The organism is Robiginitalea sp. (assembly GCF_982776155.1).
Genome location: NZ_CEXZKX010000002.1, coordinates 292,880 through 315,017, shown reverse-complemented (window position 1 = coordinate 315,017; position 22,138 = coordinate 292,880). Strand labels below are relative to the sequence as shown.

Genomic DNA, 22,138 nt, shown 5'->3' with positions numbered 1-22,138 from the left:
TACGATATGAAAACAATCAACCAAACCTTTTTTTGGTGCATTATTTTGATGGGCCTCACCATTATGGGATGTAAATCAGACCCTGAAGCGTCCGCACAGGCAACAGACTCCGGTTCAGGCGTTGAGGTGTCCAAGGAACAGGGCCAGGCCTTTATCAAAGATGAAGCATCCGAGCCGAACATCCTGAATATTGCGGCCGGGTCGCCGGACCACACGACGTTGACTGCAGCTGTGCAGGCAGCGGACCTGGAGAATGCCCTGGTCAATGCCGGGCCCCTGATGGTCTTTGCCCCCACCAATGAAGCCTTTGACGCCTTGCCCGCAGGGACGGTGGAAGACTTGTTGAAACCCGAGAACAAGGACGCTTTGGCCAACATCCTGAAATTCCACGTAACCCCGGGGAACTACGACAAGGAGTTTCTAAAGAAGTTTAAGAAACTCGGTCAGGCCAACGACCAAAGCGTCCCGGTGGAAGTAAAGGGCGACGATGTCTATGTGGGGGGCGCTAAAATCGTAGCCAGCGTTCCTGCGAGCAACGGGATTATCCACGTGGTGGATAAAGTCATGCTGCCTCCGCAATAACCTAAAATCCAAGCAACATAATCCTAAATAGAATTTGCATCATGAAACATATTAAATCAATCATTGGAATAACCCTTTCCGGAGCAGCCCTGCTGTTTTCCGGGTGCAATCAGGGCGGCGGGTCTTCTAACGGTGCCCTCACATCAAGTGCCGCGGAAAAGGTATACGTAGCTCCGGGGGAACAGGATGAATATTACGCGTTCCTTTCCGGGGGTTACAGTGGAAACCTGACAGTTTACGGCCTTCCTTCGGGGAGGATGTTCAAGGAAATCCCGGTTTTTTCCCAATTCCCGACCTCCGGTTACGGGTATTCCGAAGAAACCAAGCCCATGCTCAACACCTCCTACGGTTTTGTGCCATGGGATGACGCTCACCACCCGGATATCTCCCAAACCAATGGGGAACTGGACGGTCGCTGGATTTTTATCAACGGAAACAATACCCCCAGGATCGCTAGGGTAAGTCTGAGCACCTTCGAAACCGAAGAAATCATCGAGGTGCCCAATAGTGCGGGGAACCACAGTTCTTCCTTTATTACGGAAAACACGGAATACGTGGTTGCCGGAACCCGGTTTTCAGTTCCCGTCCCGCAACGGGATATGCCCATCAATGAATACAAAGGGAACTTTAAAGGTGCCCTGACGTTTATTACGGTAGATCAGGAACACGGGCATATGGATATCAAATTCCAGCTGCTGATGCCCGGATTCAACTACGATTTATCCCACCCCGGCCGCGGGAAATCCCATGGCTGGTTCTTCTTCACCACCTACAACACGGAAGAAGCCAGCACGCTGCAGGAGGTGAATTCCTCCCAGAATGACAAGGATTTCATCGCTGCCATCAACTGGAAGAAAATCGAGGAATATGTAAATAACGGCGGAGGCACCAAAATGCCGGCAAACTACGCCCACAATGTTTACGACGAGAGCACGCATATGGCCACCACAACCATGGAGAAGGAAGTGCTGACCGTAAATCCTGCCGAAGTCCCCGGGGCAATCTTCTTTTTGCCGACTCCAAAATCCCCCCATGGGTGTGACGTAGACCCGTCAGGGGAGTACATCATCGGCAACGGGAAACTCTCTGCCGACCTGACTGTGCATTCCTTTGACAGAATGATTGCCGCCATCGAGGGGGAAAAGTTCGACGGGGAAGCCTACGGCATCCCGATCCTGAAGTTCGAGGATGTCCTGGCCGGCACGGTTAAAAGCGGTGGCCTCGGCCCGCTCCACACCGAATTTGACGCCGATGGCAATGCTTACACCACTTTCTTTATCTCCTCTGAGGTCGTGAAGTGGAAATTAGGCTCCTGGGAAGTGATAGACCGGAAGCCCACCTTTTATTCTGTTGGCCACCTGATGATTCCCGGAGGGAACTCGCGTAAGCCCTTTGGCAAATACGTAGTGGCGATGAACAAGATCACCAAGGACCGATATCTGCCCACAGGGCCCGAAATGGAGCACTCTGCCCAGATATACGATATCTCAGGTGAGAAAATGGAGTTGATCTACGACTTCCCGACACACGGGGAACCGCACTATGCCGCTGGATGCCCGGCGGATCTGTTGCGGGAAAATTCCAAGAAAATCTACCGCCTGGATGAGAACAATCACCCTTATGGGATTAAATCTCCTGCCGATGCCAGGGTGGAACGGGATGGCCGTGACGTACATATTTACATGTCCACCATTCGAAGCCACTTTACCCCGGACAACATCGAGGGGATCAAGGTCGGTGACCGGGTGTATTTCCACATGACGAATCACGAACAGGATTTTGACGTGCCCCATGGCTTTGCTGTCATCGGCGCCAACACCTCGGAGATCCTGATCATGCCGGGGCAGACGAAAACCATTGTCTGGGAACCGAAGCAGGTAGGGGTATGGCCCTTCTACTGTACGGACTTCTGTTCGGCCCTGCACCAGGAAATGCAGGGGTACGTAAGGGTATCCCCGGCCAATTCGAACCTGGAATTGTCCTGGTCGTTAGGAGAATAAACCGGGTCCCTGCCTTAATTTGTTGGTTCTTTTGGGGAAAGCGGGCTGTGTGAAAACCTGCCCGCTTTTTCTATTGATCAGCATACGCAACGCAATTACAGACACCATGAAAAAAGCAAGTACACTTATGATTCTGGGGCCGCTCTTCCTGTTGGGATTGTATTTCCTGCCCCTCTGGAACATCATGCTGGGGGCTCCCCAATACCCGGAACCCCTTGGGATGAATATACATATCAACGGGATCAGGGGTGTTAGCGAATTTGATATCCAGAACATCGATGGTCTGAATCACTACATCGGTATGAGGACCCTGCCCAAAGACGAAGATATGTGGGAGTTCAGTGCCTTTCCAATTATTGTGGGGGCCATGATAGCCCTCGGTGTTATTGTGGGCGTGCTGGGGTATTTCAAAAAGGTCGGGTATCGATGGTTTTTTGGCTGGTTCCTGCTGATGTCTGTACTCGGGATTATGGGCATGTACGATTTTAATAACTGGATGGTCGACTACGGGACCAACCTCGACCCCAATGCGATTATGAAACTGGAGAATCCCGACGGTACACCCATGACCTATAAGCCACCCCTGTTCGGTCATGTCAAAATGCTCAATTTTGACGTCACCTCCCTGCCGGCACCCGGCGCCTGGATGATGTTTGTAGGGATGACCATGACCCTGCTGGCCGGCTACCTGGGCTGGAAGTCTTCCAAAAAAACCGAATAAACCCAAAAAAGAACTGAGATGACTACTGGATTTTCCCTGAGAATTTTTGCCCGGTTGCCCAGGACCGTGATGTTTTCCGGGCTGCTGATTGCCCTAGCAGCGGGTTGTAAGGTAGCGCCCGAACCCATAGACTACGGCGCAGATGCCTGCCAGTTCTGCAGGATGGCCATCGTGGACCTGCAACACGGGGCCGAAATAGTTACCGATAAGGGCAAAGTGTTTAAGTTTGACGCCGTGGAATGCATGATGAATCACCTCCGGGAGGTGGAGGCCCAATCTGTATCCTTGTTTCTGGTCAACACCTATTCCCGGCCGGGGGAGCTCCTGGACGCAACCCAGGCTTCCTACCTGGTCAGTAAAGGCATACCCAGCCCGATGGGGGAATACCTGACGGCATTTGAAAACGAAGCACAGGCGGTGGAGGCCCAGATAAAACACGGAGGCGACGTGTATACCTGGCAAGAAATCAACAACCGCTTTAAAGATTAAACAAAACCCGAAAAGGGCGGAACCATATGAAAGCGGACCTCTTACGTGCCACCTTTGCTTTTTTACTAGTCTTCGCTGTGGGAATCGACGCGATGAGCGCCCGCACCATTGATGTATGCAAAGATTGCCGGGTAACTTCCATACGGGAGGGCATTCGCCTGGCCGAACCCTATGATACACTGCTAATCGGGAAAGGGTACTACAGGGAATACAATATCCTGGTGGATAAACCCCTGTCGCTGATAGGAGAGGGATACCCCATAATCGACGGGGAGGAACAGGGGGAGGTGATCCGTGTGGTAGCTGACGATGTCCGTATTCAAGGGTTTGCGATTCGCAATGTAGGGGTGAGCTACACCTCGGACCACGCCGCCATCCGGGTGGTCCAGAGTGAAGGTTTTGCGATTGAAGACAATCGGTTTGAGAATTTGTTCTTTGGTATCTACCTGGAAAAATCCCGGGGCGGGGTGGTAAGGGGAAACCAAATTTCCGGCGATGCCGTCGACGAATATAATTCCGGCAATGGCATCCAGCTCTGGTATTCCAACAATGTGGAAGTATCCGAAAACCGGATAGAGGGGGTTCGGGACGGGATCTACCTTGAATTTTCGGATACGATTCGCATCCGGGGGAATGCAAGCAGGAAGAACCTCCGCTACGGGCTCCATTTTATGTTTTCCAACGACAATGTCTATTCGGACAATCTGTTTGAAAACAACGGGGCCGGGGTAGCCGTGATGTTCTCCAAACGAATCCGGATGACCGGGAATCGGTTCCGCAAAAATTGGGGGACGGCTGCCTACGGGATGTTGCTGAAGGAGATCAACGATGCGGAGATCATCGGCAACCTTTTTGAGGAGAATACCGTGGGGATCAATATAGAAGGGTCTAACCGGATCACCTATGAGCGAAACAATTTTGTCAGTAACGGCTGGGCCATCCGGGTTTTGGGCGCCTGCTATTCCAACAACTTCCACCGCAATAATTTCCTGTACAATTCCTTTGACCTATCCTACAACAGCAATGTAAACGACAACAGCTTTGAAGGGAACTACTGGAGCAACTACTCCGGGTATGACCTGGACAAGAATGGGGTGGGCGATGTGCCACATCGGCCTGTAAAACTGTTCTCATATATTGTAAACCGTACCCCGGAGACCCTGATCCTGTTGAGGAGCCTGTTTATGGACCTGATCGATTTTTCCGAAAGGGTGTCGCCGGTATTTACCCCGGACAACCTGGCGGACAACCAACCACAAATGCGCATAATCAAATGATACAAATAGAAAACGTCCACAAGCGATTTGCCAAAAATGAAGTGCTCAAAGGGGTGGACCTCCAGATTCCTGAAGGCGGCATCTATGCGGTCCTGGGTCCGAATGGTTCGGGGAAAACCACCCTTATCAAATGTGTTTTGGGGCTGGTAATCCCCAATAAGGGCGATATCCGGGTGAAGGGGCAAAAGGTAAAAAACCAGTGGAAATACCGGGAAGAGATCAACTACCTGCCCCAGATCGCCAATTTTCCAGGGAACATCCGGGTGAAGGAACTCATAGGAATGATCAAGGACCTGCGGAAAAAACCCGGGGATGAAGTGTCCCTCATTGAGCTGTTTGGCCTGGAACCCTTCCTGGATAAAAAACTGGCCAACCTCTCCGGCGGTACCAAGCAAAAGGTCAACCTGGTGCTGACCTTTATGTTCGACAGTCCGGTGATTATCCTGGATGAACCCACCTCCGGCCTGGACCCGACTGCCATGATCGCCCTGAAAAATTTGATCCGGAAAGAGCGGGAGGCTGGAAAGACCTTCCTGATCACGACCCACATTATGCAATTCGTGGAGGAGATTGCCGACCAGGTGGTGTACCTGTTGGAAGGAAAGATCTATTACACCGGAACCCTTTCGGGACTATTGGAAAAAACAGGTCAACATGACCTGGAACACGCCATTGCGGCCATAACCAGTGAGAAACAACATGCTTAAAATCCTCAAATACAGCTTTTACGACCTGATGCGCAGCCGTTGGAGTTATGTGTACTTCCTGTTTTACCTGCTGCTCGGATCCGTGTTGTTGTTCCTGAACAACGACCTTTCCAAGGCGGTGATTACCCTGATGAACATCATCATTATTTTAGTCCCGCTCATCGCCACAATTTTCGGGGTCATGTACTTTTACAATTCCCGTGAATTCACCGAGCTGCTCCTGGCCCAGCCCCTGAAACGATCCTCCATATTCCTCGGGCAGTTCCTGGGTGTGGCGGGTTCCCTTACCCTGAGCCTTGTCCTCGGCTTGGGCCTGCCTTTTGTGTTGTATGGCCTATTCCAAAGCGGGGTCATTGTGAACTTTGCCCTTTTGATCCTCATCGGCGCATTTCTCACCTTTATTTTCGCAGGATTGGCTTTCAATATTGCGATTTTTAATGAAAACAAGATCAAAGGTTTTGGTTACGCCGTCCTCCTATGGTTGTTTATGGCTGTTATTTACGATGGGTTATTCCTGCTCGCGCTGATCGCCTTTGAAGAATATCCGCTGGATTCCTTTTCACTTGCCGCCACGGTTTTCAACCCGATAGACCTGTCGCGTATCCTCATTCTCCTCGAGCTCGATATTTCGGCTTTGCTCGGCTACACGGGAGCTGTATTCAAGAAATTCCTGGGGACGCAGCTGGGGTTCCTGATTTCCGGAGCCGTATTGATCCTATGGACGCTCCTGCCGGTTTGGAGCCTGTACAGAAAGGCGAAGAAGAAAGACTTTTAATAATAGCTCACGGTGGGATCCAGGCCGGAACCAAGGCAGTAAAGTCGCCTGTAATTGTTATTTTTAGGCAGCTGAAAAACACACAAAGAAAATGAGACACACCTTCCTACTGCTCCTGGGCGCGTTCCTGCTGCTCCAGGGGATGCCGACCCATGCCCAACGCAATAAATCGAAGAACGCCGACGAGGAAAAAAAGCTGCCGCTCCAGGCTTTTAAGTTCCGGAATGTAGGTCCGGCCTTCCTTTCCGGCCGGATTGCCGACCTGGCTATCCACCCGGAAGACGACGACACCTGGTACGTGGCTGTCGGCTCCGGCGGGGTGTGGAAAACGGAAAATGCCGGCACTACCTGGACGCCCCTCTTTGACGACCAGGGCTCCTATTCCACCGGTTGCCTGACCCTGGACCCGCAAAACCCGGCCATCATCTGGGTCGGGACCGGGGAGAACGTCGGGGGCCGGCACGTGGCCTACGGGGACGGCATCTACCGTTCCAAAGACGGCGGGGCCAGCTGGGAAAATCTCGGGTTAAAGCAGACGGAGCACATATCGAAGATTATCGTCCACCCGGACAATTCCGATGTGGTCTGGGTGGCCGCCCAGGGACCGCTCTGGAGCAAAGGGGGCGAACGCGGGGTGTACAAAACCACGGACGGGGGCGCCACCTGGAACCGCGTGCTCGGCAATGCGGAGTGGACCGGGGCCACAGACCTGCTTATCGACCCGCGCGACCCGCAGGTACTCTACGCGGCTACCTGGGACCGTCACCGGACGGTAGCTGCCCTGATGGGCGGTGGCCCGGGGACGGGGATCCATAAATCCACCGACGGGGGGGAGACCTGGGAGGAACTCACCTCGGGCTTGCCCAAGTCGAATATGGGGAAAATTGGCCTGGCCATCTCGCCCCAGGACCCGGATGTACTCTACGCGGCCATCGAACTGGACCGTACCCAGGGGGCGGTATACCGCTCGGCAGACCGGGGGGCTTCCTGGAAGAAGATGTCGAACACGGTGTCCGGGGGAACCGGGCCGCACTACTACCAGGAGCTCTATGCAAGCCCGCATAAGTTCGACCGGCTCTACCTGATGAACGTACGCGTACTAACCTCCGAGGACGGCGGGAAGACCTTTACCCAACTCAAGGAGGAGGACAAGCACTCGGACAACCACGCCATCGCCTTTAAAGCGGACGATCCGGATTACCTGATGATCGGGACCGATGCCGGCATCTATGAAAGCTTTGACCTGGCCGAGACCTGGAGGTACCACAAAAACCTCCCGCTCACCCAGTTCTACAAGGTGGCCGTCAACAACGCGGAGCCTTTCTACCACATCTTCGGCGGGACCCAGGACAATGGCTCGGCCGGCGGTCCTTCGGCTACGGACGAAGAGGAGGGGATTGCCAACCGGCGCTGGTATAAGACCCTGGGCGCCGACGGGCACCAGTCCGCCACGGACCCTGAGTACAACAACATCATCTATGCAGAAACCCAACAGGGCGGCCTGCACCGGGTAGACCTGACCACAGGGGAACAGGTGTACATCCAGCCGCAGCCCGGGCCCGGAGACCCGCATGAGCGCTTTAACTGGGATGCACCCATCGTGGTTTCCCCCCACAACCCGGCCCGGCTGTATTTTGCCTCCTACCGCGTCTGGAAGTCGGAGAACCGCGGGGATTCCTGGACGCCGATTTCCGGCGACCTCACCCGCAACGAGGAGCGCCTGGAGCTTCCCATCATGGGGCGGCAGCAATCCTGGGACAACGCCTGGGACGTCGGGGCGATGTCCAATTACAATACGATTACCTCCCTGAGCGAATCCCCCGTGCAGGAGGGGTTGCTTTATGCGGGGACGGATGACGGGTACATCGCTGTAAGCAGCGACGGGGGCGGTTCCTGGGACCGCATCCCGGTAACGCGCCTCGGCCTCCCGGCCCGGAGTTTTGTGAACGACATCAAGGCAGACCTCCACGACGCCAACACGGTTTATGTGGCCCTGGACAACCACAAGGAAGGCGATTTCAACCCCTACCTGTTCAAGAGTACGGACCGGGGGCAGTCCTGGACGTCCATCGCGGCCGACCTCCCCGAGCGGACCCTCGTCTGGAGGCTCGTCCAGGACCACGTAAACCCCAGCCTGCTGTTTGCCGCCACGGAGTTCGGGGTATACACCTCCCTGGACGGGGGGAGCAACTGGCAGAAACTGCCCGGGACCCCGAACATGGGCTTCCGCGACCTGGCGATCCAGAAACGGGAAAACGACCTGGTGGCGGCCTCCTTCGGGCGCGGGTTTTTTGTCCTGGACGACTACAGCGCCCTGCGGGAGTTGACCCCTGAAAACCTCGCGGCCCGAGGCAAGTTGTTTACGCCGCGACCCGCCAAATGGTATGTGCCCCGCAGCGAACTCGGGAACACCGGCGCCGATTTCTACCTGGCCGAAAACCCGGAGTTTGGCGCGGTCTTTACCTATCAACTGGCAGATGAATTCACAACGGCCAAAGACGCGCGGCAAAAGGCAGAAAAAGCAGCCAATGAGAAAAAGGCGGACATCCCCTTCCCGGGTTATGCGGCCATCGATGCCGAAAACAGCGAACAGCCCGCCCGGGTCTGGCTCACCATCCGTGACAGCCAGGGGAACGTAATCCGCCATATCCAGCAAAAGGCCTCCCAGGGGACCCACCGCATTGCCTGGGACCTCCGCCACGCAAGTACCGGGGCCATCGATCCGGAGCGCGATTCCCGGGGCTGGTTCAGCAGGGGCCCGCTGGCCACACCAGGCACCTATACCGCCAGTCTCTCCCTTGAAAAGGAAGGTGAGGTTACAGTACTGGATGAAGGGGTGTCTTTTGAAGTGAAACCCATCCGCGAAGGCGTCCTGGGAGGTATGGATTACGACAACTACAATACCTACCGTCAGGACCTGGAGGAAGTGCAACGGCGAATGGAAGTCCTCCGGGATCGCTTTGAACAGGCCGAAACCGCCCTGAAGGGTTTTGAAAAAGCCCTGGCGAAGACCCCGGCTTCTCCGGCCGGTCTGGCAGGTGAAGTACAGGAACTGAGGGAAGCTATCCGGGAACTCCAGATTAAAACCGAGGGCAGCCCGGCCCGGGATGAGATCGGGGAGCGGAACCCGCCCTCCGTCCAGAATTTTTTCGTGACGGCCTACCGCGGGATGAACACCACGTACGGCCCCACGCCCATGCACCGGCAAAGCCTGGATACAGCCAGGGAAATGCTCGGGGAACTGGAGCCGCAGGTAAACCGGATTGCCGACCAGATGGTGCCGGCCCTGGAGCGTAAACTGGAGGCGGCCGGCGCGCCGTATATCAAGGGGAGGGATTGAATTGGGATTCCCGCAGGAGGTTATGGACTCCTGCGGGATCTCCTGTTTACCAGTTGCCTGTACGGGGATTTGCCGGCAGGCCATTTTTCCTATCTTTAGGGAAATCCTTTCCGAATGAAACAATTCCTTTACTGCCTGCTGGCCGGCGCCTGCCTGGTTTCCTGCCAAAAAGAGGGGCCGGAGTCCCGAATAGCCTGGGATACCTACGGGGTGCCCCACATCTACGCCTCCAGCCAGGAGGACCTCTTCTTTATGCAGGGCTGGGCCCAGATGCACAACCACGCCAACCATATCCTGAAACTCTATGGGACCTCCCGCGGGAGGGGGGCTGAGTACTGGGGTCCCTCCAAACTGGCCGACGACCAACTCATCCGGACCATGGGGTTTGATGCCCTGGCAGAGGAGTGGGCCGACTCCCAGGACCCGGAGCTCCGGGAGATTTACGCAGCTTTTGTCGGGGGGATGAATGCCTATGCGGAGGCCCATCCCGAGGCCATCCAACCGGAAAACCGCGAGGTGCTGCCCATTACCCCCAAGGATGTCAATATGCATAGTATGTACGTGGTCTTTACCCGTTTTATCGGGGGCTCGGACCTCGGCAGGGTCCAACAATGGCCGGATATGGGTTCCAATACCTATGCCGTTGGCCCGTCCCGGTCGGCCTCCGGGAATGCGATGCTCGTCCAGAACCCGCACCTGCCCTGGTTTGGGGAATTCCTGTTTTTTGAATCGAATTTGATCCTGGAAGGCAGGCGCATGTACGGCACTACCCTGGTAGGGTTCCCGGGCATCGCGATTGGGTTTAATGAAAACCTCGGCTGGAGCCATACGGACAATACCATCGACAATTCGGATCTCTACGAGGTGGAACTGACCGAAGGCGGATACCTCCTGGATGGTGAACCTACGCCTTTTCAGGAATCTGCCACCACCATCCGGGTGCGCCAGGAGGACGGCAGTCTGTCTGAGGTTGAGCTTCCCCTTCTCCGGACGGAACACGGACCCGTCGTGAAGCGGGGAGACGGCCGCGCCCTCGCCATCCGGATGGTCGGGATGGACCGGCCCAATATGTTTTTACAGTGGTGGCGGATGATCAACAGCAGCAACCTGGAGGAATTCGAGAATGCCTTGCAGATGGCGCAGATCCCGTTCTGGAATGTGATGTACGCCGATCGCTTTGGGGATATCTTCTACCTGTTCAACGGCTTGGTGCCCCAGCGCGGGCAGGATGCCTGGGCGTATTGGGACCGGGTAGTGCCCGGGGGAAAGAGCGCGGATATCTGGACCGAGGTGCACCCCTATGAGGATTTGCCCAAGGTCAAAAACCCGGCCAATGGCTGGTTGCAAAACGCCAACGACCCCCCCTGGACCAGCACGATCCCGATGACCCTCAACCCGGATGACTACCCGGGGTATATGGCCCCGCGCTACATGCCTTTCCGGCCCCAGCGTTCGGCCCGGATGCTGCTTGAGGATGAATCCGTCACCTTTGAGGAACTCCAGGAATACAAGCTCTCTACCCGGTTGGAATTTGCAGACCGGATTTTAGACGATCTGGCCCGGGCGGTGGACAGCCTGGGTTCGGATGGGGCCCGGGCCGCTATGGACCATTTGGAGGCCTGGGACCGGACAGCCGATGCGGAGAGTACAGGCACCCTGTTGTTTTTTAACTGGGCGCAGAAGTTTGGGCCCTACAGGGGTTCCAACTATGCGGTTGCCTGGGATGAAGAAGCCCCCACTACCACCCCGGATGGTCTGGCCGACCCGGCGCGGGCGGTACAACTGCTTGAAGCAAGCGCAGAAGAAATCACCGGGAAATACGGCACCCTGGAGGTGCCCTGGGGCGACTACTACCGGATCAATTACAATGGGAAGGATTTGCCCGCCAACGGCACGGACGGTTCCCTGGGGGTATTCCGCGTTGCATGGCCGGGATCCGGGGACGAAGACCACCTGTACGTGGGTGGGGGCGATTCCTGGGTCGGGGTGATTGAATTTGCGGATTCCGTCCGGGCCAAGGTGCTGCTGAGTTACGGAAATGCCACCCAGCCGGGATCCCCGCACTTCGGAGACCAGCTCGAGCTCTTTTCCCGCAAGGAATTCCGGGACGCCTGGTTTACAGATTCGGCCATTGAGTCCAACACCTCCAAAGTTGAAAAACTCGAAGAAATCCAACCAAAAAATTCCGACTGAATAACATGAAAGAATTTCCGAATTCCCCCCGACTCGCTTACCGGCGCCTACTGAAAGCCTTGCAACATGTCGTTGGCGCGATGCTCCTGCTTGCAATCCTGACGGGCTGCCGGCAGGAGCGGGAGGCCGGCCCCATAATTTCCGGGATCCAGGAAGATGTTGAGGTGGTCCGCGACCCGTACGGCATCAACCATATCTATGCAAAGAACGAGCACGACCTGTTCTTTGCCCAGGGCTACCTGGCTGCCCGCGACCGGTTGTTCCAATTTGAAATCTGGCGACGTCAGGCCACCGGGACGGTAGCTGAAATCCTGGGGGAACGGGAACTCCAACGGGATATCGGGACGCGGTTATTTGCCTACCGGGGCGACCTGGAGGAGGACTTTGGCATGTACCACCCCCGGGGGTCGGCCATTATCCGGGCGTATACTGACGGGGTCAATGCCTATATCGACGAGGCGCTGGCCGACCCGGAATCCCTGCCCCTTGAATTCCGGGCCCTCGGAATCCTGCCCGGGAAATGGACCCCGGATGTGGTGATCTCCCGCCACCAGGGACTGCTTGGCAACAGCGACGAAGAACTGGCTATTGGACGGGCGGTGGCGGCCATCGGGGAGGAGGCGGTGAAATCCCTCCTCTGGTTTCACCCGAAAGAACCGGACCTGCAACTGGCGGACGGAATCGATGCAGCGTCCCTTTCCGAGGACATTTTGAAACTTTACAATGCCTACCGCAAGCCGGTGCGCTTTGAACCGGAAGACCTGGACCCGGGCTTCCCGGGTAGCAGCATGGCATTTGGAAGCTCCGGGGAGCATTTAAACGGGTCCGATCCGGTCGCGGAACCGGTTGGGTTGGAACTGCCTGTGTCCGACAGCCTGTCGATTGGAAGCAACAACTGGGTGGTGGCCGGAGAACGTACTGCCAGCGGCCTGCCGGTAATGGCCAACGACCCCCATCGCCGGATCAGCGTTCCGTCCCTGCGCTACATGGTCCACCTGGTGGCGCCCGGCTGGGATGTAATTGGCGGGGGCGAGCCGGAGATCCCCGGCGTATCCATCGGCCACAACCCCCACGGGGCCTGGGGCCTGACTGTATTCAGGACGGACGGGGAGGATATCTATGTCTACGACACGGACCCGGAGAACCCGGACCGCTACCGGTATCGGGAGGGTTGGGAAGAAATGGAAACCATCCGCGAATCCATCCCCGTGAAAGGCCGCGAGGCTGAGGATGTGACGCTGAAATATACACGTCACGGGCCGGTCCTCTTCCAGGATACGCTGCGGAACAAGGCCTATGCGATGCGGTGCGCCTGGCTGGAGCCCGGGGGGGCACCCTACCTGGCGTCGCTCAGGATGGACCAGGCGCGTACCTGGGAGGAATTCCGGGAAGCCTGCAATTACAGCCATATTCCCGGGGAAAACATGGTCTGGGCGGACACGGCGGGCAACATCGGCTGGCAGGCGGTGGGCATTGCCCCGATCCGGCCAAATTTTTCCGGTTTGGTGCCCGTGCCCGGGGACGGCTCCCACGAGTGGGACGGCTATTTGCCCATTGTGGAGAAGCCCCATGCGTTGAACCCGGATAAAGATTTTATCGCCACGGCCAATCAGAACGTGACCCCCCCGGAGTATGACCGGTGGGATGCCGTTGGATATTCCTGGTCGGACCCCTTCCGGGGTGACCGGATTGAGGAGGTGCTCGGCAGGGAGAAACCGCTCGACCTCAAAGAAATGCAGGCCCTGCAGACCGATTACCTGTCACTCCCGGCCCGCGAACTCACGCCCTATTTGCAAGGGTTGGAACTCAGTGGGCGCGCGGCAGAGGCCCGGGAGCAGTTGTCCGGCTGGGATTACCGGCTGGAGCCGGAATCCGTTGCAGCAGCCATCTATGTGGCCTGGGAAAACCGGATCCGGGAAGCGGCACACGAACAATTTGTCCCGGAGGCTGCCAAACCGCATATCGGGAGCCTGCAACTGGAGCGTATCCTGCAGTGGGTTCGGGAACCCGGCCCCCGATTCGGTGGTCCGACCGGTAGGAATGCCTTCCTCAGGGAGGCGTTTGAACTGGCCGTTGAGGGTCTGGAACAGCGACTGGGAGCCGATATATCCCAATGGCAGTACGGGCAGCAGAAGATGAAGCACATTACGATCCGCCACCCGCTGAGCGGCTTATTGCCGGACCGGCGGGAATCCCTGGACCTGGGTCCCCTGCCGCGGGGCGGCAATGGATACACGCCGGGATCTACCGGCAACAACCTGAACCAAAGCAGCGGGGCCACATTCCGCCTGGTGGTCCCGGTAGGGGACTGGGACCGGGCCCGCGCCATGAACAGCCCGGGCCAGTCCGGCGACCCGGACAGCCCGTATTACGGCAATTTGTTTGAGGCCTGGGCCAGGGACCAGTATTTCCCCTTGTACTACTCCCGGGATTCCATCCTGAAGCACGCGGATGCCCGGATGGTCCTGCAGCCGGAATAATCCCACCCGTAACATGCCTGGTTAGCGTAAGGTGGTCTGGTTTAGTAAAGAACACCAATACGTTTCAATAACGAACGGGCGTACATCCGGCATGTGCTAATTTGGTGTCTCAGGTTTGGAAAACCGGTGTGGCAAGGCTTTGAGTGGGGAAAATCATAAGCCGGGCTGGCCGGCAGCCCGCCTGGCAACAAAAAGAAGGAACGGTTGTGTGCTGCTCCTTCTTTTTTATGGGCTGAATCGGCTCGTCCGGGCACGCTAATGAGCCGTTTGTCGAATAGTGCAAACTTTTGAACGGATTTCAACAACCCGGCCGGCCGAAGATTTATAATTTGTGGAGGAACCCAATGATAGAATAACTATGGAACAGTTAAAAAAGCCAGCCGTTTATTTCCTGCTCTGGTTATCCTCTTTACTCCTTTACGTATTGGTATTGTAATAAAATGAATGTATACCGGCAGTACGATCCGTAACGATTCGTGCGGAAGCCGGAAAATAAAATGCATAAAAAAAGCCCGCCAGAAATGGCGGGCTTTTTTTTTATATCTGGTGAATCGTTGTGCCCCGGCTGTCCGGTGGCTCAGTAGCTGCCGGTATCCCGGGCAGGGAGCGTGGCCCGCTACCAATTCGACTCGTCCGCTTCCATATAGAAACCATTGCGGATTTTAAACTGCCGGAGTTTTTCCTTGATCCGCGATACGGAAGCGTCTTCCCCGCCCTGGAAATAGTGTATTTGGCGATGGTTCATCGGGATAAATGGCTGGACCTGTTGGTCCCGGTCGCGTCCCGGGGACTCTGAGGCCCTGTCTGTAACCTTTGCGCGGCTGAACAAGGTCCGCAACAGGATCAACAGGCAAACCCCGCTGATGATCCCGACAATCAAACCGGAATAAAACTCATAGGTCATAGGATTCTTTTTTTTCAAAATTACCCCAAAAGCCGTGCCTCGATTGATGTAATTCGGGAAGAAATTATCCTAATTCGTTGGAATGTGCCGGATTGATGGCCCGGAAGACTCCTATCGCTACCGGGGAATCACTACGGGTTTGCAAGTGCGAATTCATAATATTTACGGGGCTTTTGGTAACTAATTGTAATCTTATAAGATTGTTTTAACATCTGTTTTGATGCGGGAAAGCGTAAATATTGCATACGTCCGGTCATTGGGGAGATTAAGTTTTATCCGTTTTCCCGGGCTGGGACCAAAGCAGAAACCGATCATGTTGACCATTTCTATCAAGGCAAATTCCATTTCCGAATACTTTGCACAGGTGCAAAATGTTCTGGGCGGGGAACTGACCGATTACTGGGGCGAATACGTCCTGGATATAGACAACCAGTACGCCAGGGGATCCCTGCGTTATCGGGAATTCGAATGGGGTGCCAGCGTCTTTGACTACGACATTGTTTTTCACCAGCCAACCGTATTTCGCATCTGTACCATACGATATAACCCGATCCACTTTGTCTATTGCCTGGAAGGTCATAGCGAACACCGTTTCGGGCACGAATCCGAAACCCGGAAATTCGAGCAATTCCAATCCGTGATCGTCACCGGTCCGGCCGAAGGGTTTCAAACGGGGGAATTTCCAGCGGGGGTGCCGTTGAAGATCAACTCCATCCGCATCGACCGCGAAAAATTCATCAGCAACAGGCTGCAGGTGGTCGAAACCTTAAACCAGCGGCTCTACGACGTGTTCCACGATGTTGAAAGGCGGCAGGCGTTTGCCTACCAGGGATCGTATAACCTGGCCCTGGCCCCCCTGGTGGAAAAATTGTATAGCCTGGAATCCCGGGGCCTGATCCGCATCATGCAGATAGAAGGCCTGATACTCCAAATCCTCTCCGCCCACATCATGGACCACGAAGAATCCATGGCCGGCACAAACGGTAACGTACGGGTCCTGAGCCGGGAACTAATGATAGTCCGGGACATTGCACGGCAAATTTCTGAGCAGGTTGCCGGCGATTATTCGCTCCCTGCCCTGTCAAAGGCCACCGGGCTTTCCCAGTACAAACTGCAGGAAGGGTTTAAAAGCCTCTATACCCGGACCGTGGCGGATTACGTGCGGCACGTACGCCTGGAAACGGCGCGCAACCTGTTGCGGAAGACGGATATGAACATCAGCGAGGTGGTTTATTCCGTGGGTTTTAACAGCAGGAGTTATTTCTCGAATATATTTAAAAAGCAATACGGCCTCAGCCCCAGCGATTTCATCAGCAAACTCAGGCGGACGGGTTCGGATTAGCGTATGAATCGCACCTAGATTCGGCGACCTGTTTTGCACGGCTTGCACGGCTAAAGACCGGTTTGCCGGGGAAATTGCGTAAATTTCCCGGAACAGATCGTTTAAGCTAAAAACCATGGGATCCATCCGGCTCATTTTCCTGTTGCTGCTGACCTTTCCGGTGAGTCATGGACAGTCGGATGCGGCATTGCGCCCAAAACTCGTCGTGGGCGTGGTGGTGGATCAGATGCGATTTGATTATCTGGAAAAATACCGTGAAAATTTCGGCGATGGGGGCTTTCTGCGACTCCTCCGCGAAGGTTACTCCTTTGAGAATATGCAGTACGACTACATACCTACCGTAACCGCGGCGGGTCATGCCTCCATTTACACGGGTACCACGCCTTCCGGCCACGGGATTATCGGGAATTCCTGGTACGACCGGGACGCGGGCCGAATAGTTGACAACGTAGGGGATACCACCGTGCAAATTATCGGATCGCTGATGCCGAATGGAGAAGGCCGTTCACCGGCGCGGTTGATGGCGCCAACATTTTCGGACCGTCTGCGCGAATGGGCGGGGCCGGAGTCGCGGATTATCAGCATTTCCCTGAAGGATCGGGGGGCGATACTGCCCGGGGGCCACCAGGCGGATGCCGCCTATTGGCACGATTGGGAAACCAGTCCGGGTTATTTTGTTTCCAGCACCTATTACATGGACGCGCTCCCTGCCTGGGTGGAAGATTTCAACGCAGCGGGTCTTTCTGAAAACTATATGCATCAGACATGGACCCCGCTGCTTCCCTTGGAGGCGTATAAGAACAGCTCCCCGGACGACAACCCATACGAGGTGGTCCTCAAGGGCAAGGATGCCCCGGTTTTTCCCTACGACCTGGCTGCGATGCGCAGTGAATACGGGGAAGGGCAACCCTATCACAACATCCTCTGGGCCACGCCCTACGGGAATGAACTCGTAAGGGAATTTGCCCTGAGGGCCCTGCGGTCTGAGGAGCTCGGAAAGGATTCGATTCCCGACTTTTTAGGGATCAGTTTTTCAACCCCCGACGTGGCAGGGCATACTTTTGGCCCGCAATCGGTGGAAATGGCAGATATCTACCTGCGGCTCGACCGGGATATTGCCAAACTCCTCCAGGCGCTGGACCAGGAGGTCGGGCAGGGCCGGTACCTCCTCTTCCTGACTTCTGATCACGGCGTCCATCCGGTGGTATCCCAGGCGCAGGAACAGGGACTTCCTGCAGGGTTGGCGGTACTTCCCAGATACCGTCAGGATCTGATGTTCCATCTGTCCCTTCGATACGGCGCTTTTAATTGGATTGAATCGTTTGGCACCGAACAGATCTATCTAAACCGCAAACTGGCAGAAGAAAAGGGAATTCCACTTGCGGAAATCCAGCAGGTCGCCGCTGCATTCATGGCTGAGCAACCGGGTGTTCGCTATGCCCTGACGGCATCAGACCTGGCAGAGAAAGCGATGGAAGCCCCACTGCCGGCCATGTTGCAGAAGGGATTTTATGCGAACCGGTCAGGGGATGTGCTACTCGTCTACGAACCAGGTTATGCGCCAACTATGAATTATCGAATCGCCGTCTCCGAAGTTCGAGGAGCCACCCATGGTTCCGGATATGCCTTCGACACCCATGTGCCGCTGTTGTGGTTTGGCGCGGGGATTCCACAAGGTTCCACCGACCGCCTGGTGCATCCGGCCAATATTGTCCCGACACTGACCCGTGTGCTCAATCTCACTCCGCTGCCCGGGGCGGCCGGCCAGCCTCTTGACGAGTTACTCGACTGACAGCACCTATTGGTCCCGTGCAGCAACCAGGATCTGCTCCCGGTAGGACGTATCGTCCCTGAGAATCTGAAAAAAGTTTTCGAGGAAGTCGCGGGTGTTCTGGAATTGCCGGCTATTGTGAAAATCGTCCGCCATGGAATCCAGATAGGCCATCACCCGGGGTTTCAGGTCCAGGTATTGGCGACGCACCGCATCGAAGACCTGCGGATCCCGCTTAAACCCCCTGAAGAGTCGTTGGGTAACCTTTTCAATGTCCAGGTTATCGCCCTGTACACTGGAAACAACCGCATAGTGGGCATTTACCATGCCGCTCATGTCGAAATCATACGGAATGGGGATGGCTTGCCGGCCATCGACGAATATAAGTTTTTCGTTGTGTTGGTAGGCCGATGAGAAGTCCGTATTGCCAATCATAAACTGAAAGAAATCGTTCTGTACGGAGCTCAGATGGTCTTGTTGTAAGGGGTGTACGGTCCGTTTCAGGCGTTTACCCCGGTTTCGGTCTGCCACGTTTGCAATATCCTCGATCATAAACGCTTCGAGTTCATAGGCTTTTTCGTTCCGCTTCTTCTGGTCTACATATTCCAGCCGCATCCGGCGTGTACGGAAGTGGAACGGGGTGACCATCTCATAAAATTTGTACGCCAAGTATTCCTTCAGGACGTAGTCGGCGCAGTCGTCGGTGGGCGCACAGGGCAGGACAAATTTCAGTTCCTTAATGCCTTCAAATAACGTTCCCCGGGCAGCGGCCTTTTTGATCCGGACTTTAACCGGCGCGAGAAAACAGTTGGCCTTCCGCCAATTTCCCCTGGCGCGAATGCGGACTTCCAGAGAATCCCAGGTCTCGTCCCCAACCCGGTAAAGCAGCATCGTATTCAGATACGTACTGTCGTTCGTGTCCCGGATCAGGTCGCGATTGGAGTAACTCAGCCGAACGTCAAGCCGCTCGGTGCTGCTGAAAAGCGGTTTGGCTGCGCCATCTGCCGGCTCTTGTTGACCCAGGATGGCGCCCGGAAGCTGCAGGAGCAAAATCAACAGGCATCCCAGTAATCGGGATTGTATTTTCACTATCTTAGACGTTAACAATGCTTTAAGATAATAAAAATTTACGCCATAAATATTTATTTGTCCATTATTAATTGGCGAACACTCAGGGTGTTGCTGGCTTCTGCTTTGGTCACTTTTCTGGCACTAGAATTCCAGATTGCCTACAATGTGGACCTGACTTTGCTCAGTATTGCCATTGTTTTCCCATTGGTCTTTTCCATCCGCGGCTCGTTCCGGCGCAGGGAAAAAGCACTTCAGCATTTCAGCCAGTTCCGGAGCGCCCTGAAAACCCTGTCGTACTACATCGGCAGCAACGAGGCACTTCCCCAGGAACAGAAAAACCACATGGCGGGGTTGCTTTCCAGCATCAGCGACAAAACCATCGAACACCTGGGCAGGAATGACCCCTCCACAAAAGCCGTAGATGAGAGCATCAACCACATCCATGAATACCTGCTGGAACTCGGCGCCTTGGCCCCCGTCAAACTCAAGGACCGGGTTTTCAGGTTTTTAAACGACCTGCACGAAGGTTTTGAAAACCTGCACGCCATCAATATCCACCGGACCCCGGTGTCCCTCAAGGCGTACTGCCTGATATTCATCTATCTGTTTCCGTTGGTGTACGCCCCGAACATCCTGATGAATATCGGCACCACCCATCCGGACATTGTCGTATTTTTTATTGTTTTGCTGACGCAGTTTATCCTGGTAACCCTTTATAACATCCAGGACCAATTGGAGTATCCCTTTGACGAGGACGGGCTGGACGACATCAAATTGCAGAATTTTAAAATAGACCGCTGAGGCTGGCGATGGATTGGTTTGTCCCGGGAATTACGCGGGTGTTCAGCTAAGCTCCAGGACCATCCGGTAGTCGTCCATGATAAAGCCATCCCCAATGTCCTTGACGGTGCCTTCCCCTTTTTCGAACCCCATGCGCTCATAGGCCCGGATACTCGCCGAATTGTCTTTGTTTACCGTCAGGGCTATTCGCCGGCAGTCCCAGTCCCGGGCCTGGTTGCGGACATGCTGCATCGCTGCTCGTGCCAAACCCCGCCCCCGGTGGCTTTTCAGGACATAGATCTTGCTCAGGAACAATTCCTCCCCCTGCTTTTTATAAGCAAAATACCCGGCAGGCTGCCCGCGGTCTTCCAGCAGGTAATAGCACAGGCCCGCGGCCGACTGCCGGGCGATGGCGCCGGCAGTCTGGAATTTGCGCAGCATATAGTCTACCTGCGGCTTGCCGATGATGGGGATGTAGTGTTCGCGCCAGATCGTATCGGCTAGTTCTTCAATCGCCGCATAGGCTTCCGGGGAGTTGGCAAATAGTATCTGTGTCATAAGCGTTCCACAAAGGTGCAATGCGAACCAGGCGCCTTCAAATATACAGTTTGGGCCTCATTTAAGCCGGTGGCGGGAATTCGATTAATTGGCTACATTTACGCGACTGACACCAAAAATGCACGATTCATGAAAATTTTCCGCTTTCCTTTTGCTGGTGGCCCCCTGGGTGTGCCAGCGGCCAGGATCCTCACGCCTGTGATGTTGTTGGCCGGCATTTATATATCATCCGCCCAGCCGGACAGCCCCGTAATCGGGCGCTGGGACCTCACCGTTTCCATGGACGGGCGCGAATTGCCCTCCTGGCTGGAAGTGAAATTATCCGGACAATCCACGCTGGTGGGATACTATGTAAGTTTCGCAGGTAGTGCCCGGCCCATATCCGAGGTCCACGCCGACGGCGGGAGTTTCTCCTTCAGCCTGCCTCCCCAGTGGATCGGAAACCACTATATGCATGTACACGGAAAAGTTGAGGGCGACACGATCAGCGGGGAACTCCTCTACCACACGGGCACGAGCCATTCCTTTAAGGGTGTGCGGGCCCCGGAACTGCTCCGGGAGGAGCCGGAGGCCTGGACCCCCGCCCGCCCCCTGATTGCAGATTCGGGCCTCGACGGGTGGACCACCACCCCGGGGAGCGATACAAACCAGTGGGAGGTTGTTGACGGCGTACTCAACAGCCCGGCTTCGGGCGCCAACCTGATGACTGTGGAAAAATTTGACGACTTCAAGCTGCACGTGGAGTTTCGCGTCCCCGAAGGCTCCAACTCCGGGATTTACCTGCGGGGGCGGTATGAGGTGCAGGTGGAAGACAGCTACGGGAAGCAGCCGGAGTCTATCTACCTGGGTGGGGTTTACGGCTTCCTGAGCCCGAATGAAATGGCCGCCGCCCGGGCCGGGGAGTGGCAGACATACGATATCACGCTTGTGGGCCGCCGGGTCACTGTTGTGTTGAATGGCAAGACGATCATCCACCGGCAGATCATCCCGGGGATTACCGGGGGTGCCCTTGACAGCGCAGAGGGCGAACCGGGGCCCATCATGCTCCAGGGGGACCACGGCCCGATCTCCTATCGGAATATGACCGTATCGGTGCCCGCAAATTAAACCAGATATTACCTACCCGGGCCCGAATCCCATTGACCGGA

Annotated in this window: 17 protein-coding genes; 14 read left to right on the top strand and 3 right to left on the bottom strand. The window is 55.6% G+C overall.

Annotated elements, in window-relative coordinates:
- The first annotated feature begins 6 nt into the window (after positions 1–6).
- The 10 genes from AC3DKS_RS05005 to AC3DKS_RS04960 all read left to right on the top strand — a co-directional run bounded on the left by AC3DKS_RS05005 (position 7) and on the right by AC3DKS_RS04960 (position 14,564).
- Positions 7–582 carry a fasciclin domain-containing protein gene (locus tag AC3DKS_RS05005; protein ID WP_420592667.1) on the top strand — a complete coding sequence of 192 codons (576 nt, stop codon included), beginning with the start codon at positions 7–9 and terminating at the stop codon, positions 580–582.
- A gap of 41 nt (positions 583–623) precedes the next feature.
- Positions 624–2,582, top strand: a complete 1,959-nt coding sequence (gene nosZ, locus AC3DKS_RS05000; protein ID WP_015753078.1) for a Sec-dependent nitrous-oxide reductase — start codon at positions 624–626, stop codon at positions 2,580–2,582.
- Between the two features lie 106 nt (positions 2,583–2,688).
- Positions 2,689–3,303: a hypothetical protein gene (locus AC3DKS_RS04995; RefSeq protein ID WP_420592666.1), complete on the top strand. Its 615-nt coding sequence runs from the start codon at positions 2,689–2,691 to the stop codon at positions 3,301–3,303.
- 18 nt (positions 3,304–3,321) lie between these two features.
- The gene (locus tag AC3DKS_RS04990) at positions 3,322–3,792 is read left to right on the top strand and encodes a nitrous oxide reductase accessory protein NosL (RefSeq protein WP_474730978.1); all 471 of its coding nucleotides are present in this window, start codon (positions 3,322–3,324) and stop codon (positions 3,790–3,792) included.
- A 92-nt stretch (positions 3,793–3,884) separates the two neighbouring features.
- On the top strand, positions 3,885–5,069 hold the full coding sequence (locus AC3DKS_RS04985) for a nitrous oxide reductase family maturation protein NosD (RefSeq protein ID WP_420593449.1): 1,185 nt from the start codon (positions 3,885–3,887) through the stop codon (positions 5,067–5,069).
- Positions 5,066–5,776 carry an ABC transporter ATP-binding protein gene (locus AC3DKS_RS04980; RefSeq protein WP_474730975.1) on the top strand — a complete coding sequence of 237 codons (711 nt, stop codon included), beginning with the start codon at positions 5,066–5,068 and terminating at the stop codon, positions 5,774–5,776. Before AC3DKS_RS04985 ends, AC3DKS_RS04980 begins: the two co-directional genes overlap by 4 nt.
- Positions 5,769–6,551 (top strand): ABC transporter permease, encoded by a 783-nt coding sequence (locus tag AC3DKS_RS04975; RefSeq protein ID WP_015753073.1) that lies wholly within the window; start codon positions 5,769–5,771, stop codon positions 6,549–6,551. The genes AC3DKS_RS04980 and AC3DKS_RS04975 overlap by 8 nt, the downstream gene beginning before the upstream one ends.
- Before the next feature lie 91 nt (positions 6,552–6,642).
- Entirely contained in the window at positions 6,643–9,891 is a 3,249-nt protein-coding gene (locus AC3DKS_RS04970) for a VPS10 domain-containing protein (protein ID WP_474730971.1), read from the top strand.
- A gap of 114 nt (positions 9,892–10,005) precedes the next feature.
- Entirely contained in the window at positions 10,006–12,084 is a 2,079-nt protein-coding gene (locus AC3DKS_RS04965) for an acylase (RefSeq protein ID WP_474730968.1), read from the top strand.
- 5 nt (positions 12,085–12,089) lie between these two features.
- Positions 12,090–14,564: a penicillin acylase family protein gene (locus AC3DKS_RS04960; protein WP_474730965.1), complete on the top strand. Its 2,475-nt coding sequence runs from the start codon at positions 12,090–12,092 to the stop codon at positions 14,562–14,564.
- Between the two features lie 616 nt (positions 14,565–15,180).
- On the opposite strand, the gene AC3DKS_RS04955 is transcribed toward AC3DKS_RS04960, so the two are convergent.
- Positions 15,181–15,468 carry a hypothetical protein gene (locus AC3DKS_RS04955; RefSeq protein WP_272606794.1) on the bottom strand — a complete coding sequence of 96 codons (288 nt, stop codon included), beginning with the start codon at positions 15,466–15,468 and terminating at the stop codon, positions 15,181–15,183.
- Positions 15,469–15,781: 313 nt separating this feature from the next.
- Here AC3DKS_RS04955 and AC3DKS_RS04950 point away from each other — a divergent pair, with 313 nt between their 5' ends.
- Entirely contained in the window at positions 15,782–16,810 is a 1,029-nt protein-coding gene (locus AC3DKS_RS04950; RefSeq protein WP_041327406.1) for a helix-turn-helix transcriptional regulator, read from the top strand.
- 115 nt (positions 16,811–16,925) lie between these two features.
- Positions 16,926–18,602, top strand: coding sequence for an alkaline phosphatase family protein (locus AC3DKS_RS04945; protein WP_474730960.1), 1,677 nt, complete (start codon positions 16,926–16,928; stop codon positions 18,600–18,602).
- Positions 18,603–18,608: 6 nt separating this feature from the next.
- On the opposite strand, the gene AC3DKS_RS04940 is transcribed toward AC3DKS_RS04945, so the two are convergent.
- Complete coding sequence (locus AC3DKS_RS04940) at positions 18,609–19,670, bottom strand: hypothetical protein (protein WP_474730957.1); 1,062 nt, start codon at positions 19,668–19,670, stop codon at positions 18,609–18,611.
- 57 nt (positions 19,671–19,727) lie between these two features.
- Between AC3DKS_RS04940 and AC3DKS_RS04935 the strand changes: the two genes are divergently transcribed.
- Positions 19,728–20,453: a hypothetical protein gene (locus tag AC3DKS_RS04935; protein WP_238528093.1), complete on the top strand. Its 726-nt coding sequence runs from the start codon at positions 19,728–19,730 to the stop codon at positions 20,451–20,453.
- A 42-nt stretch (positions 20,454–20,495) separates the two neighbouring features.
- On the opposite strand, the gene AC3DKS_RS04930 is transcribed toward AC3DKS_RS04935, so the two are convergent.
- A complete protein-coding gene (locus AC3DKS_RS04930; RefSeq protein ID WP_474730953.1) occupies positions 20,496–20,990 on the bottom strand; it encodes a GNAT family N-acetyltransferase in 495 nt (164 codons plus the stop codon).
- Positions 20,991–21,119: 129 nt separating this feature from the next.
- On the opposite strand from AC3DKS_RS04930, the gene AC3DKS_RS04925 reads away from it, so the two are divergent.
- The gene (locus tag AC3DKS_RS04925) at positions 21,120–22,097 is read left to right on the top strand and encodes a 3-keto-disaccharide hydrolase (protein WP_474730951.1); all 978 of its coding nucleotides are present in this window, start codon (positions 21,120–21,122) and stop codon (positions 22,095–22,097) included.
- Positions 22,098–22,138: the final 41 nt, after the last annotated feature.

Excerpts from the sequence above, each read along its gene's own strand:
- AC3DKS_RS05005 (WP_420592667.1), top strand. The coding sequence starts at position 7 with ATGAAAACAATCAACCAAACCTTTTTTTGGTGCATTATTTTGATGGGC.
- nosZ (WP_015753078.1), top strand. The coding sequence starts at position 624 with ATGAAACATATTAAATCAATCATTGGAATAACCCTTTCCGGAGCAGCC.
- AC3DKS_RS04995 (WP_420592666.1), top strand. The coding sequence starts at position 2,689 with ATGAAAAAAGCAAGTACACTTATGATTCTGGGGCCGCTCTTCCTGTTG.
- AC3DKS_RS04990 (WP_474730978.1), top strand. The coding sequence starts at position 3,322 with ATGACTACTGGATTTTCCCTGAGAATTTTTGCCCGGTTGCCCAGGACC.
- AC3DKS_RS04985 (WP_420593449.1), top strand. The coding sequence starts at position 3,885 with ATGAGCGCCCGCACCATTGATGTATGCAAAGATTGCCGGGTAACTTCC.
- AC3DKS_RS04980 (WP_474730975.1), top strand. The coding sequence starts at position 5,066 with ATGATACAAATAGAAAACGTCCACAAGCGATTTGCCAAAAATGAAGTG.
- AC3DKS_RS04975 (WP_015753073.1), top strand. The coding sequence starts at position 5,769 with ATGCTTAAAATCCTCAAATACAGCTTTTACGACCTGATGCGCAGCCGT.
- AC3DKS_RS04970 (WP_474730971.1), top strand. The coding sequence starts at position 6,643 with ATGAGACACACCTTCCTACTGCTCCTGGGCGCGTTCCTGCTGCTCCAG.
- AC3DKS_RS04965 (WP_474730968.1), top strand. The coding sequence starts at position 10,006 with ATGAAACAATTCCTTTACTGCCTGCTGGCCGGCGCCTGCCTGGTTTCC.
- AC3DKS_RS04960 (WP_474730965.1), top strand. The coding sequence starts at position 12,090 with ATGAAAGAATTTCCGAATTCCCCCCGACTCGCTTACCGGCGCCTACTG.
- AC3DKS_RS04955 (WP_272606794.1), bottom strand. The coding sequence starts at position 15,468 with ATGACCTATGAGTTTTATTCCGGTTTGATTGTCGGGATCATCAGCGGG.
- AC3DKS_RS04950 (WP_041327406.1), top strand. The coding sequence starts at position 15,782 with ATGTTGACCATTTCTATCAAGGCAAATTCCATTTCCGAATACTTTGCA.
- AC3DKS_RS04945 (WP_474730960.1), top strand. The coding sequence starts at position 16,926 with ATGGGATCCATCCGGCTCATTTTCCTGTTGCTGCTGACCTTTCCGGTG.
- AC3DKS_RS04930 (WP_474730953.1), bottom strand. The coding sequence starts at position 20,990 with ATGACACAGATACTATTTGCCAACTCCCCGGAAGCCTATGCGGCGATT.
- AC3DKS_RS04925 (WP_474730951.1), top strand. The coding sequence starts at position 21,120 with ATGAAAATTTTCCGCTTTCCTTTTGCTGGTGGCCCCCTGGGTGTGCCA.